This is a genomic window from Paeniglutamicibacter terrestris (genome assembly GCF_012271785.1).
Taxonomy (GTDB): Bacteria; Actinomycetota; Actinomycetes; order Actinomycetales; family Micrococcaceae; genus Paeniglutamicibacter; species Paeniglutamicibacter terrestris.
In genome coordinates, this window is the sequence record NZ_JAAWVT010000003.1 from 26,177 (window position 1) to 40,303 (window position 14,127).

The following is a 14,127-nucleotide window of genomic DNA, read 5'->3' on the forward strand; positions in this document are numbered from 1 at the left end:
ACCCCGATGACCGGTGAACCAGAGGTGGGCAAGAACCAGCCCGCCACCGATCCCTCGCATTCGCTGCGGCACGCAGCCGGACCCTACTTCGGCGCCTACGGCGGACGCTGGATGCCCGAATCCCTGATCGCCGCCATGGACCAGCTCAACGACACGTTTGAGGCTGCCAAGGCCGACCCGTCGTTCATCGCCGAGGTCAAGGAACTGAACAAGAACTACTCGGGCCGTCCCTCGCTGCTGACAGAGGCCAAGCGCTTGTCCGAGGTTGCCTGCGGCGGGGTGCGAGTCTTCCTCAAGCGCGAGGACTTGAACCACACCGGTAGCCACAAGATCAACAATGTGCTCGGTCAGGCATTGCTGGCCAAGCGCATGGGCAAAACCCGGATCATCGCCGAGACCGGTGCCGGACAGCACGGTGTTGCCTCGGCCACCGCTGCGGCCCTGATGGGCCTCGAATGTGTGGTCTACATGGGTGCCGAAGACACCCGTCGGCAGTCGCTGAACGTCGCGCGCATGCAGCTGCTCGGTGCCACGGTCATCCCCGTGACCGCCGGATCCCAGACGCTGAAGGACGCCATCAACGAGGCCCTGCGTGATTGGGTCGCCAACGTGGAGAACACCCACTACCTCTTGGGTACCGCAGCCGGCGGACACCCGTTCCCGGCCATGGTGCGCTACTTCCACGAAGTCATCGGCGAAGAGGCCCGCGAACAGATTTTGGCTCAGGTGGGCCGGCTTCCAGACGCCGTGGCTGCCTGCATTGGCGGTGGATCCAACGCGATTGGCATCTTCCACGGTTTCCTTGACGATCCCGAGGTGCAGCTGTTCGGCTTCGAGGCCGGTGGCGATGGTGTTGATACACCTCGCCACGCAGCAACCATCACGCTGGGACGCCCCGGTGTGCTGCACGGTGCCAAGAGCTACCTGATGCAGGACGAGGACGGGCAGACCATCGAGTCGCACTCGATCTCCGCCGGCCTGGATTACCCGGGTGTTGGCCCCGAACATGCTTACCTCTCGGACATTGGCCGGGTGCACTACGAACCCATCACCGACACCGAGGCCATGGACGCGTTCTCGCTGCTGTGCCGCACCGAGGGCATCATTCCCGCCATCGAGTCCTCCCACGCGCTGGCCGGTGTGCTGAAGATTGCCGCACGCAAGATTGCCGACGGCGCCGTTCCGGAAGAGACCATTATCATCGCTAACCTTTCGGGGCGTGGCGATAAGGACGTCGGCACTGCCGCCGAATGGTTTAACCTCATCGACACCGACGCTAAGGACGCCAAGTGAGCATCGTATCCAAGAGCGCCGCGGCCATTGCCGCCGCCCGTGCCGAGGGTCGTCCGGCCCTGATCTGTTACCTGCCCGCAGGGTTCCCCGATGTTCAGGGCACCATCGATGCGGCCGTCGCGATGGCGGAAAACGGTGCCGATATCATCGAGGTCGGCATCCCCTATTCCGACCCCGTCATGGACGGATCGGTCATTCAGGCTGCCACGGTGCAAGCGCTGGAGCAGGGCTTTAAGGTGTCTCAGGTCTTTGATGTCATCAAGGGCATCACGGCGCGTTGTTCTGCCACCGTCATGGTGATGACCTACTGGAACCCGGTACTGCGCATGGGCGTGGACGAGTTCTCCCGCCGCCTGGCCGAGGCCGGTGGCGCCGGGCTGATCACCCCGGACCTGGTCCCGGACGAGGCTGCCGAATGGATTGAGGCCTCGGATAGGTACGGACTAGATCGAGTCTTCCTGGTGGCACCGTCCTCCACCGAAGCACGCATGAAGGCCACCGTCGCGGCAAGCCGCGGCTTTGTCTACTGCGTTTCGATCATGGGTGTTACCGGTGCCCGTGACACGGTCTCCGACGCAGCGGCAGCAGTTGTGGCGGCTGCTCACGCAGCCGGCGCAGAAAACGCCTGCGTCGGCCTGGGTGTCTCGGCGCGCAAGCACGTTGAAGAAATCGGGGCCTACTCCGATGGCGTCATCGTGGGTACCGCCCTGGTGGCAGCACTGCGAGATGGTGGCAGTGAAGCCGTGGGCAGGCTCACCGCGGAACTCAGCGGCAAGAGCGTCTCGGCGTGATGTTTCAGCTAGCTGCGGGAACCCAGATCCTCGCCTCCATTCCCAGCCCGCCGGCGGAATTTTCGAAGTTCTCGCTCGGACCGCTGACCATCCACGCCTACGCTCTGTGCATCATGCTCGGCATCGTGGTGGCCATGTGGATGACCGCGCGGCGCTGGCGTGCCAAGGGTGGACCGGAGGAAGTGGTCTGGGACATTTGCATCTGGGCCATCCCCTTCGGGATCGTCGGCGGACGGTTGTACCACGTGCTGTTCACCGACCCGGAGTACTACTTCGGGCTTAACGGGCAGCTGGCACACTTTTCGGAGATCCCACAGATCTGGGCCGGCGGCCTGGGCATCATGGGTGCCATCTCGCTGGGTACCCTCGGTGCCTGGATCGCCTGTCGCCGGGCTGGCGTTCGCCTGACGGCGTTCCTCGACGCGGCGGTTCCCGGGGTGCTGCTCGCGCAGGCCTTTGGCCGCTGGGGCAACTGGTTTAACCAGGAACTCTTTGGTGCGCCCACCACACTTCCGTGGGGCCTGGAGATCGATCCGAACAGCTATAACTTCCCGGCCGGGGTTCCCGCCGGAACGCTCTTCCACCCCACGTTCCTCTATGAATCGTTGTGGAACGTTGCCGGTGTGTTGTTGCTGCTGGCCCTTGATCGCAAGTTTAAGCTGCGCCGCGGTGCCATGTTCTTCAGCTACTTGATTTGGTACGGCATTGGCCGCAGCTTCATGGAGACCTTGCGTATCGACGCCGTGGATGTCATCACCATCATCGGCATCGGGCTTCGGGTCCACATGTGGTTGGCCATCGCGATGGTCATCTTCGCTGCTGTGGGACTGATTTTTGTGCTCACCCGGCTGCGGCCGCTGGGAGACCCGGGGGTCTACCTTCCCGGGCGTGCTCCGGCCGAGGAGTCGGTTGAATCGGGTACCAAGGACAAGGACTTACCGACCACTGAGCAGCAAGCCGGCGAGCCAACGGATCCCCAAGTTCCCAAGGATCGCGGAAAACACTAGCCCGCTCGACATAAATTACTCTCACGAACCCCTTCCCTCTCCGCAGCTCATGCGGAAAGATGAAGGGGTTCGTGCGTTGTGCTACGAAACTTTGTGGAAACTTAAAACTTCCTAGTCAACAGCTGGTTCGTGAGACGTACGAAAACTGTTGGAAACAAAACCATGCGTAAAACTGAAACATGTCGGTGTTACTCTTTTTCTCACCGTGACAGTACGGCCGGGCGCGAAATACCCACCAACCGCACCGGGAGCTGTCGGCAACCACAATGACGTGGAAGCACAGGATCTGTTTCATGACCATTACAAGGTTGTTCAGTTTCTGCCTACGCATCGCTGGTGTCACCCCCTTCACAGCACGGCCCCTCTTGAAAAGAGGGTGCCGATTTGCGACCCTGCAATCACCTCGGTCACTGTCGCCCGACGAATACCGCCCGCTGTCAACACACTGAGAAAGGGACAACTCATGAGCATGACCGGAGTCCAACTCAACGCCTCACCGCATCGTGGCGAGGATGCCACCTCGCCCTTTACCCGGTTTGCCGATATCCCGATAGCTCAGGGACTATACGATCCGGCCAACGAAAAAGACGCCTGTGGCCTGGCCCTGATTGCCACACTGACGAAAAAGGGCAGCCACGAGATCGTGGAACAGGCCCTCGAAGCCTTGCGTCGACTTGAGCACCGCGGTGCCGTCGGCGCCGATGCTGGAACCGGTGACGGCGCAGGTATCCTGACCCAGCTTCCCGACAGCTTCTTCCGTGCCGTCACCGACCTTGAGCTGCCCGAAGCCGGCCGCTACGCAGCAGGCACCGCCTTCCTTCCGCAGGAACCCGCGCAGCGTGCATCAACCATTACCGCACTTGAAGAGCTAGCACTCGAAGAGGGCCTCACCGTCCTGGGCTGGCGCGACGTGCCGGTGAACACCGAGTCCATCGGAGCCACCGCGCTGGGCAGCATGCCCTACTTCTCGCAGCTCTTCCTGGGGGCCGCCCCCGAGCACGAAGCAGACCTTGACGCCCGGGTCTTCCGTATTCGCAAGCGTGCGCAGAACAAATTCGGGGTGTACTTCCCCTCGCTCTCCTCCGCCACCATGGTCTACAAGGGCATGCTCTCCACCGAGCAGCTCACCGAGTTCTACCCGGATCTGACCGATGAGCGCTTTGAATCGCGCTTCGGCATCGTGCACTCGCGCTTCTCCACCAATACCTTCCCCTCCTGGCCGCTGGCCCAGCCCTTCCGTACCATCGCCCACAACGGCGAAATCAACACGGTCAAGGGCAACCGCAACTGGATGCGCGCCCGCCAATCGCAGCTCGCCTCCGACCTGCTCGGCGAGGTACCCGAAGAACTCTTCCCGATCTGCTCCGCCGGGGCCTCGGACTCCGCCTCCTTTGACGAGGTTGCCGAGCTCTTGATGCTCTCCGGTCGCCCGATCGCCCAGGCGATCATGATGATGATTCCCGAGGCTTGGGAAAACCATGCCTCGATGGACGCGGACCGCCGCGCCTTCTACGAATACAACTCGATGCTGATGGAACCGTGGGACGGACCTGCCGCGGTGTCCTTCACCGACGGCAAGCAGGTAGGTGCGGTGCTCGACCGCAACGGTCTGCGCCCGGCACGCTACTGGGTCACCACCGACGGATTGGTGGTGCTGGCCTCGGAGGTTGGCGTCATCGATCTGGATCCCTCGCTAATCGCCGCCAAGGGCCGCGTTGCCCCGGGCAAGATGTTCCTGGTGGACACCGAGGCCGGACGCATCATCAGTGATGAGGAAGTTAAGTCTCAGGTGGCCGCGTCGGCTCCGTGGGCCCAGTGGGTCAATCAGAACAAGATCAACCTGGCGACCCTGCCGGATCTGTTGCACGTCAAGCACAACTCGGCCTCCGTGCAGATTCGCCAGCGGACCTTCGGTTACACCACGGAGGAACTGCGGATCCTGCTGGCCCCGATGGCTACCGCCGGCGCCGAGCCGCTGGGCGCCATGGGCTCGGACACCCCGGTGGCGGTGCTCTCGGATCGCTCCCGTCTGCTCTTTGACTACTTCACCCAGTCCTTCGCCCAGGTGACCAACCCGCCGTTGGACTCCATCCGTGAAGAACTTGTCACCTCCATGCTCACCAGCATCGGCCCGGCCGGAAACCTCTTGGCCACCGGTCCGGTCAGCGCCGAACAGGTGTCCCTTGATTACCCGGTGATCACCAACGACGAGCTGGCCAAGATCGCGAACATCCGCGGTGATGCTGGCGTGAAGTTGGCACTGAAGGTTCGTGGACTCTACCGTCCCGGAGGCGGTGAGGGAGAACTGCGCGCCCGCTTGCAGGAAATCTGCGAAAAGGTCTCCGCAGCGGTAAACCGTGGCATCAAATTCATCGTGCTCTCGGATAGGGATTCAAACGCTCAGTGGGCACCGATCCCGTCGTTGCTGCTCACCAGTGCCGTGCACCACCACCTGCTCAAGAGTGCTAATCGCACCAAGACCTCACTGATCATCGAGGCCGGTGACGTTCGCGAGGTTCACCACGTAGCGGTGCTCGTGGGCTACGGTGCCTCGGCGATCAACCCCTACCTGGCGCTGGAATCCGTCGAAGAGATGGCCCTGCAGGGCGAACTCGGCGACGTGAGTCCCGCCAAGGCTCAGGCCAATATGATCAAGGCGCTGGGCAAGGGTCTGCTGAAGATCATGTCCAAGATGGGTATCTCCACCGTGGCCTCCTACTGCGGAGCCCAGACCTTTGAGGCCCTGGGCCTGTCCCAGCGCGTGGTTGACCAGTACTTCACCGGGACCTCCTCGCAGCTTGGCGGCGTTGGTCTTGACATCATCGCCACCGAAACCGCGATGCGTCATGCCGGTGCCTACCCCTCGGATCTGAATCCCGATGCGCACCGCGTGTTGGAAACCGGTGGGGAATACCAGTGGCGCCGTGAGGGCCCGCCGCACCTGTTCAACCCCGAAACGGTGTTCCGGCTGCAGCATGCCACCCGCGAACGTCGTTATGACATCTTCAAGAAGTACACCCAGGGCGTGGATGATCAGGCCAAGGGCCTGATGACCCTGCGCGGGCTGTTGGACTTCAAATATTCCGAGCGCACCCCCATCAATATCGACGCGGTGGAACCCGTGTCTGAGATTGTGAAGCGTTTTGCTACCGGCGCGATGAGCTACGGCTCGATCTCCGCCGAGGCTCACGAGACCCTCGCTATCGCGATGAACCGCCTGGGCGGTAAGTCCAACACCGGTGAGGGCGGCGAGGACGTTGATCGTCTGCTGGATCCCACCCGCCGCTCGGCCGTGAAGCAGATCGCCTCGGGGCGCTTCGGTGTCACCAGCATGTACCTGACCCATGCCGATGACATCCAGATCAAGATGGCGCAGGGCGCCAAGCCCGGCGAGGGTGGCCAGCTGATGGCCAACAAGGTCTACCCATGGGTGGCTCGTACGCGCCACTCGACCCCCGGCGTGGGCCTCATTTCGCCGCCGCCGCACCACGATATCTACTCCATCGAGGACTTGGCTCAGCTAATCCACGATGCCAAGTGCTCTAACCCGAGCGCCCGCGTGCACGTGAAGCTGGTCTCCGAGGTTGGCATCGGAACCGTAGCCGCCGGAGTCACCAAGGCCAAGGCCGACGTGGTTTTGGTGTCGGGTCACGATGGTGGCACCGGTGCCTCGCCGCTGAACTCGCTGAAGCATGCCGGTGTTCCGTGGGAATTGGGCCTGGCCGAGACCCAGCAGACGCTGATGCTCAACGGGCTGCGCGAACGTGTCACGGTGCAGGTTGATGGTCAGCTCAAGACCGGACGCGACGTGGTCATCGCCGCGCTGCTGGGTGCCGAAGAATTCGGCTTTGCCACGGCCCCGTTGGTGGTTGCCGGCTGCATCATGATGCGCGTCTGCCACCTGGACACCTGCCCGGTGGGTGTGGCAACACAGAACCCGGAGCTGCGTTCGCGTTTCACCGGACAGGCAGATCACGTGGTGAACTTCTTCGAGTTCCTGGCCCAGGAAGTCCGCGAACTCTTGGCGGATCTTGGTTTTGCCACCCTCGAAGAGGCCATTGGCCAGGCGGAGCTGCTCGATACGCGCGCCGCCGTGGGCCACTGGAAGACCGCCGGGTTGCACCTGGATAAGATCTTCACCACCGCGGGCTCCAAGCCCGGGGCAGCGCGCTCACGCACCACCACGCAGGACCACGGTCTGGGCAAACACTTTGACATGGCTCTGATCGAGGCCGCGGCCCCGGCGCTCGAACGCCGCGAGAAGGTAGTTCTTGACCTCCCAATCAAGAACACCGACCGCTCGGTGGGCACCATGCTCGGTCACCACGTCACGCGAACCTTCGGGGTCAATGAACTGGACGCCGGCACCATCGACGTGACGCTGCGCGGACACGCGGGGCAGTCACTTGGTGCCTTCCTCCCGGCAGGTATTTCACTCAAGCTCATCGGAGACTCCAACGATTACGTCGGCAAGGGCCTCTCCGGTGGACGCATCACGGTGCGGGCCGATGAGCGAAGCACCTTTAACGCTGCCGAGCAGGTCATCGCCGGAAACGTGATCGGTTACGGTGCCACCAGCGGCGAGCTGTTCATTGGCGGCATGGTGGGCGAACGCTTCGCCGTACGTAACTCCGGTGCCACGGCAGTGGTTGAAGGCATTGGTGACCATGGTTGTGAGTACATGACCGGTGGTACCACGCTGATCCTGGGTGCCACGGGCCGCAACTTTGCCGCCGGCATGTCCGGGGGAGTGGCCTACGTCCTGGATTTGGACATCGCGAAGTTGAACCCGCTGGCCGTGGCCAACGACGATCTTTTGCTCACGGGTCCCGACGCCGAAGATTGCACACTGATCAAGAACCTGCTGACCGAACACGTGGCACACACCGGTTCGGCCTTGGCCGCAAGCCTGCTGGCCGACTGGCCGCTGGCCGCGGCACGCATCACCAAGGTACTGCCACGTGACTACGCAGCAGTACAACAGGCACGCACCGTTGCCGCTCATGAAGGATTCGACCCCGATTCAGCAACCGTCTGGAACCGGATTTTGGAGGTGACCCGTGGCTAATCCACGTGGATTCATGGAGGTGCGCGACCGCGTTACCCCGCCCAAGCGTCCCGTTTCGGTGCGCATCATGGACTTCAAGGAGGTCACCGAGCGCCAAGATGCTCAGGTGCTCACCCAGCAGGCCGGCCGCTGCATGGACTGTGGCATTGCCTTCTGCCACAACGGCTGCCCGTTGGGCAACCTGATTCCGGAATGGAATTCCCTGGTTCACCAGGGTCGAATGACCGACGCTTCCGAGCGTTTGCATGCGACAAATAACTTCCCGGAATTCACCGGCCGGCTCTGCCCGGCTCCGTGTGAGTCCTCTTGCGTGCTGGGCATCAATCAGCCCGCCGTAACAATTAAGCAGATTGAAGTCGAAATCGCCGACACCCTGCTGGCCGCAGGTCCGCTGGAGCCGCTGTTGGCCGTGCGCCACACCGACCGCCGCATCGCGGTGGTTGGTTCGGGTCCGGCGGGGCTGGCGGCAGCTCAGCAGCTGACCCGCGCCGGACATACCGTTGCGGTCTATGAGCGCGACGATAAGCCCGGTGGGCTGCTGCGTTATGGCATCCCCGACTTCAAGATGGGCAAGGATGTCCTGGACACCCGTCTGGCCCAGATGGAAGCCGAGGGCACGGTGTTCCGCAGCGGCGTGGCAGTGGGCACCGACATCGCCTTCGATCAGCTTAATCGGCTGTATGACGCGGTCATCGTGGCCACAGGTGCCACGGTTCCGCGCGATCTTCCGATCCCCGGGCGTGAGCTTGATGGGGTGCACTACGCCATGGAATACCTCGTTCAATCCAACGAGGTGGTTGCCGGTGAGCGCGAAGCGTTGGCTATCGACGCCAAGGGAAAGCACGTGGTGATCCTCGGCGGCGGCGACACCGGTGCCGACTGCTTGGGTACCGCCATTCGCCAGGGAGCTGCCAGCGTGACGACCCTGGCGATCGGCGCTCAGCCGGCGTTGGAGCGTCCCGCGCACCAGCCGTGGCCCATGGCACCGACCCTCTTTGAGGTTCAGTCGGCTCACGAAGAAGGCGGTGAGCGGTCCTATTTGGCCGCAACAGTCAACTTCTCCGGCGAGCATGGAAGCGTGATGGGTGTTACAGTTGCAGAGACCGAGTTTGTAAATGGTCAGCGCCTTCCAAAACCAGGTACCGAGCGAGTTATTCCCGCCGACCTCGTCTTCCTGGCTCTCGGGTTCACCGGACCGGAGACCACAGGACTCATGGAACAGGCCAACACCGAGTTTGATGACCGGGGCAGCGTCGCCCGTGATGGTTACTACATGACCAACACCCCGGGGGTGTTTGTGGCTGGCGACGCCGGACGCGGACAATCCCTGATCGTGTGGGCCATAGCCGAGGGACGTTCCTGTGCCGCGGCCGTGGACAAATACCTGATGGGCGAAACCCGCCTTCCGGCCCCCGTTGCACCAACGGATCGGGCCATCAGCATGTTGTGAGTCGGATGCACCACCTATGCGGTGTTGTCCTGACCTGAGAGATGGAAAGGCAGATAGGCTGACCGTATGAGACGCGCAAAAATCGTGGCCACTTGGGGCCCGGCGATCGGTACCTACGACAAGACACTGGCAGTACTTAAGGCGGGTGTTGACGTAGCTCGTTTGAATATGAGCCACGGCGACCACTCGATGCACGCCGAGAACTTGGGCAATGTGCGGGCCGCGGCCCAGGAACTCGGCCGGCCGGTCGGCATCTTTGCCGACCTGCAGGGTCCGAAGATTCGCCTGGGCCGGTTTGTAGATGACGCCAAGCACATGCTGCACGTCGGTGACACGTTCACCATCGTGATTGCCGATGTGCTCGGCGATGCAACGTTCTGCTCCACCACGTTTAAGGGACTTCCGCAGGACGTCAACGTCGGTGACACCCTCTTGATCAACGACGGCAAGGTTGCCCTGCGCGCCACCGCCGTTGATGACGAGAAGGTTGTCACCGAGGTTGTTGTCGGCGGAGAGGTGTCCAACAACAAGGGCATCAACCTTCCCGGCGTTGCCGTCAACGTTCCGGCGTTGAGCCAAAAGGACGAGGACGATCTGCGTTGGGCCATCCGGGCCGGCGTTGACATGGTCGCACTTTCCTTCGTTCGCAACGCCAGCGACATCACCCGCGTGCACGAGATCATGGACGAGGAGGGTCGCCGCCTGCCGGTGATCGCCAAGGTCGAGAAGCCGCAGGCAGTGGACGCCATCGAGGAAATCATCGATGCGTTCGACGCCATCATGGTCGCCCGTGGTGACCTGGGTGTGGAGCTTCCGCTCGAAGAGGTTCCGCTGGTTCAGAAGCGCGCCATCGAATTGGCTCGCCGTTGGGCCAAGCCGGTCATCGTGGCCACCCAGGTGCTTGAATCCATGATCGAGTCCCCGACGCCTACCCGCGCCGAGGCCTCGGACTGCGCCAACGCCGTTCTTGACGGTGCCGACGCTGTCATGCTTTCGGGGGAGACCTCGGTGGGCGAATATCCCATCGAAACCGTCGAAACCATGGCCCGGATTATTTCCTCCACCGAAAAGCACGGTCTGGACCGTATCCCGCGTCTGGGCTCCAAGCCCAAGACCCGTGGTGGCGCCATCACCCGTGCCGCCGTGGAAATCGCCGACCAGTTGGATGCCAAATACATCGTGGCCTTCACCCAGTCCGGCGATTCGGCGCGCAGGCTCTCCCGCTTGCGCCCCAAGCGTCCGGTGCTGGCCTTCACGCCGTTGCCGCAGACCTACAACATCATGACGTTGATGTGGGGCATCCAGCCGCGCTTGGTCGAGTACGCGGACCACACCGACAAGATGACCGCACAGGTTGACCGCGCGCTATTGGATGAAGGACTGGCCGAGGTCAACGACATCGTTTGCATCGCTGCCGGTTCCCCTCCAGGGCAAGCAGGTTCCACCAACTCGCTGCGCATCCACAAGGTCGGAGACCTTGCCGATGCCGGCCAGCTGGGCGACGGCAAGCCGATGCCGGCTCGCGAAAAGGTTGGTCCCTGGGCCACCGAGAACGTTGTAGGCGAAAACGCCCGCACGATCTAGTCGCTAAGCGGCAAAAGGCCGAATCATCGTGATGAATCCCGCACAGGGAAACACCGCGATGATTCGGCCTTTGCTATTTCTGCGTTGGATCAGTCAACGGTATTGGATCAGTCAACAATCGCAGCAATGGCTTCGATCTCAACAAGTTGGTTTTCATAACCGAGCACCGTGGTGCCTAAGAGCGTGCTGGGGACGTCGTGGGAGCCGAAGGCTGCGTGAACCTCATTCCACGCCGTGACCAGCTCCTTCTGGTTGGTGGAAGCCACCAGAACGCGCGTGGAGATAACGTCCTCGATGCTGGCGCCGGCAGCCTCTAGGGCAATCACCATATTGCCGATGCAGGCTCGGGCTTGGTGAGCAAAGTCGCCGATGCCCACCGTCTTCCCATTTTCATCCAGGGGGCACGAGCCTGCTAGAAAGATCAGTCGGGCGTTGGCCGGCGCGGTTGCCGCATAGGCGTACTCGGCGGTGTTGCTGAGCTTGGTTGAGCGTATGAGTGAAACGGCGCTTGGCATGGGGGAGCGTCCTATCGGAGTTCTCAAAAATGGGGGTGGGCGTGCCTTCAGCCTAATCAATGCGTGTTCGCAGGTGTGGGTATCAGCGGCCCAGTGTCACACTTCTGGCGTGGTAGCTACCATCGTCTCGGGGGTGCCCCCGCTAGGTGCGCCCGGTGCTGAGCGCAAGCTTCCACGCACGGTGAGGCATGATTGATAGCCGATGTTCCGCGGCGACGTGCAACCTCGTTCAGCTTCGATGGATCAGCTACTCGCGAATCTAAGGCTGCAAAGTGGAGCCCATGTGCCCGATTTTACGGGTGGAATATTGCTACGGGTTGGGCGCGTAATAAAGGCGATAGAAAATGACTTTGTTTCAAAGCCATCGGCGAGAACCTGGCGGAAACGTCGACGCAAAAGAAAAGCTCCGATCCCTTATCAGATAAGGGATCGGAGCCTATTTGTGCCCGAGGTGGGACTCGAACCCACACACCTTGCGATACTGCATTTTGAGTGCAGCGCGTCTACCATTCCGCCACTCGGGCGAGCACTATTTGAAGCAGCGAGAATAAGCATAACCGATAATTGCTTTGGTTCGAAATCCTCGCGTCCTTGCGGTTATCCACTGTACATGCAGATAGGCTTATCTGTGAAACTGAGTATTGATGATGTCCCCGGTCACCCCGGGATTGAAGGAGCAACATGAGCGACCTGCCCGAAGTTACCCGTATTGAGGCCGAACCGCACAGCGCACCCCGCCGTGTCATTGTCGCTGAAGATGAAACACTGATCCGTCTTGACATCGTCGAGATCCTGCGCGGCGAAGGCTATGACGTGGTCGCCGAGGCCGACAACGGCGAAAAGGCCATCGAGCTGGCTCGTGAACACAAGCCCGACCTGGTGCTTATGGACGTCAAGATGCCGGTCATGGACGGAATTACCGCCGCCGAGACCATCGTCAAGGAACGCATCGCACCGGTGGTCCTGCTGACAGCCTTCAGCCAGAAAGAATTGGTGGAGCGAGCCCGCGAGGCCGGTGCCATGGCCTACGTTGTGAAGCCCTTCACCCCAGCAGACCTGATTCCCGCGATTGAAATCGCCATTTCGCGCCACGAGGAGATCACCGCCCTCGAAAAGGAAGTGGGGGACCTGACCGAACAGTTCGCCACTCGCAAGCTTGTTGAGCGGGCCAAGTCCCTTTTGACGACCAAGATGGGGCTGACTGAGCCAGAGGCCTTCCGCTGGATTCAGAAGACGTCCATGGATCGTCGCCTATCCATGCGTGAAGTCGCAGAGACAGTGATCGACCAGGTTAAGTAACACCGCACAAAACTCATTGCCCAACGTGGGGCCGCAGGAATCGTTGATCGGTTCGTGCGGCCCCATTCTTGTCCGCAGCGCTACTGACTAGCGGTTATGGCAGTGAGAATTGTTCGGCAGGCCACAACGAAAGGTCCAGCGTGACGCATGCTTCAACGCCCATGGGGGAGCAGTTTGAGCTGTCCGCCAGCATCAATGGCGCCCGTCAATTTGCCGTGGTCAGCCAGGTCGGTGCCGCCTTGCGGCGGCTGTCCATCGATGATGTGGAGCTGGTTCAGGACTACCCCGCAACCATTGCTGCGCCCTCCTGCGCCGGTGTGGTGCTCGTGCCGTGGCCCAATAGGGTGGCGGGAGGCAAATGGAAGAACCAGGGCCGTGAAGAGCAGCTGCTGATCACCGAACCCAAGCTCAACAACGCCATCCACGGGCTGTTGCGGCATCACGCGTACAGCAGGGTTGCCAGCACCGACTCCAGTGTCACTTTGGCCGCGAACATCTCCCCGGCGCCTGGCTACCCCTTCGAGCTCGCCACTACGGTGCACTACCAATTGCTGGCCGAGGGACTCAGCGTGACCCATCGCCTGCAGAACCTGGGAACCGATACGGCTCCGGTGGCCATTGGTGCCCACCCGTATCTTCGGCTGGGGGAGGTTCCCATCGCTGAGTTGGAATTGGAGGTCAACGCCGAGGTTCGGCTTGGCCTCGACTCCTCGATGATCCCCACCGGTGAGGCAATCCCCGTGGCTGGGACGGCATTCGACTACCGGGAAGGGCAGCTTTTGGGGCAGGTAGCCCTCGATGATGTGTGGGCGCAACTCATCCGGGACGCTGATGGCGGCTCTCGCCACTATTTGCGGGCAGCCGACGGCAGGCATGTGGAGCTGCGGATGGATGCGAACTTCGGATTCCTCCAGGCTTACACGACCGCAAGTTTCCCCGGCACTAATGGACCGGTGCATGCCATCGCACTTGAACCCATGACGGCACCGGCCAATGCCTTTAATAGCGGGCAGGGCCTGCATCAACTTCAATCGGGCCAGGTGTGGGAAGCCTCGTGGGGGATCGGCTACAGTTCGGGAGGTGGCGCACAATAGGATGAATTGCACCCGTGGATGGCACG

At 61.9% G+C, this 14,127-nt stretch carries 9 protein-coding genes and 1 tRNA gene; 8 read left to right on the forward strand and 2 right to left on the reverse strand.

Going from position 1 to position 14,127, the window contains the following annotated elements; all coding sequences use genetic code 11:
* Positions 1–6: 6 nt before the first annotated feature.
* From trpB to pyk, 6 genes are all read left to right on the forward strand, one after another.
* Positions 7–1,293 (forward strand): tryptophan synthase subunit beta, encoded by a 1,287-nt coding sequence (gene trpB, locus HED64_RS07870; RefSeq protein ID WP_245325839.1) that lies wholly within the window; start codon positions 7–9, stop codon positions 1,291–1,293.
* Positions 1,290–2,084, forward strand: a complete 795-nt coding sequence (trpA, locus tag HED64_RS07875) for a tryptophan synthase subunit alpha (RefSeq protein ID WP_168151510.1) — start codon at positions 1,290–1,292, stop codon at positions 2,082–2,084. The genes trpB and trpA overlap by 4 nt, the downstream gene beginning before the upstream one ends.
* Complete coding sequence (gene lgt / locus HED64_RS07880; protein WP_168151786.1) at positions 2,084–3,091, forward strand: prolipoprotein diacylglyceryl transferase; 1,008 nt, start codon at positions 2,084–2,086, stop codon at positions 3,089–3,091. Before trpA ends, lgt begins: the two co-directional genes overlap by 1 nt.
* Positions 3,092–3,554: 463 nt before the next feature.
* Positions 3,555–8,159, forward strand: a complete 4,605-nt coding sequence (gltB, locus tag HED64_RS07885; protein WP_168151511.1) for a glutamate synthase large subunit — start codon at positions 3,555–3,557, stop codon at positions 8,157–8,159.
* Positions 8,152–9,609, forward strand: coding sequence for a glutamate synthase subunit beta (locus HED64_RS07890; protein ID WP_168151512.1), 1,458 nt, complete (start codon positions 8,152–8,154; stop codon positions 9,607–9,609). Before gltB ends, HED64_RS07890 begins: the two co-directional genes overlap by 8 nt.
* A gap of 66 nt (positions 9,610–9,675) precedes the next feature.
* On the forward strand, positions 9,676–11,193 hold the full coding sequence (gene pyk / locus HED64_RS07895) for a pyruvate kinase (protein WP_132364968.1): 1,518 nt from the start codon (positions 9,676–9,678) through the stop codon (positions 11,191–11,193).
* Positions 11,194–11,300: 107 nt separating this feature from the next.
* Here pyk and HED64_RS07900 read toward each other — a convergent pair whose 3' ends face one another.
* Positions 11,301–11,708 carry a RidA family protein gene (locus HED64_RS07900; protein WP_168151513.1) on the reverse strand — a complete coding sequence of 136 codons (408 nt, stop codon included), beginning with the start codon at positions 11,706–11,708 and terminating at the stop codon, positions 11,301–11,303.
* Between the two features lie 443 nt (positions 11,709–12,151).
* Positions 12,152–12,232: transfer RNA gene (locus tag HED64_RS07905), tRNA-Leu, on the reverse strand.
* A gap of 157 nt (positions 12,233–12,389) precedes the next feature.
* Here HED64_RS07905 and HED64_RS07910 point away from each other — a divergent pair.
* Positions 12,390–13,007 carry an ANTAR domain-containing response regulator gene (locus tag HED64_RS07910; RefSeq protein WP_132364970.1) on the forward strand — a complete coding sequence of 206 codons (618 nt, stop codon included), beginning with the start codon at positions 12,390–12,392 and terminating at the stop codon, positions 13,005–13,007.
* Positions 13,008–13,147: 140 nt separating this feature from the next.
* Complete coding sequence (locus tag HED64_RS07915; protein WP_210149443.1) at positions 13,148–14,101, forward strand: aldose 1-epimerase family protein; 954 nt, start codon at positions 13,148–13,150, stop codon at positions 14,099–14,101.
* Positions 14,102–14,127: the final 26 nt, after the last annotated feature.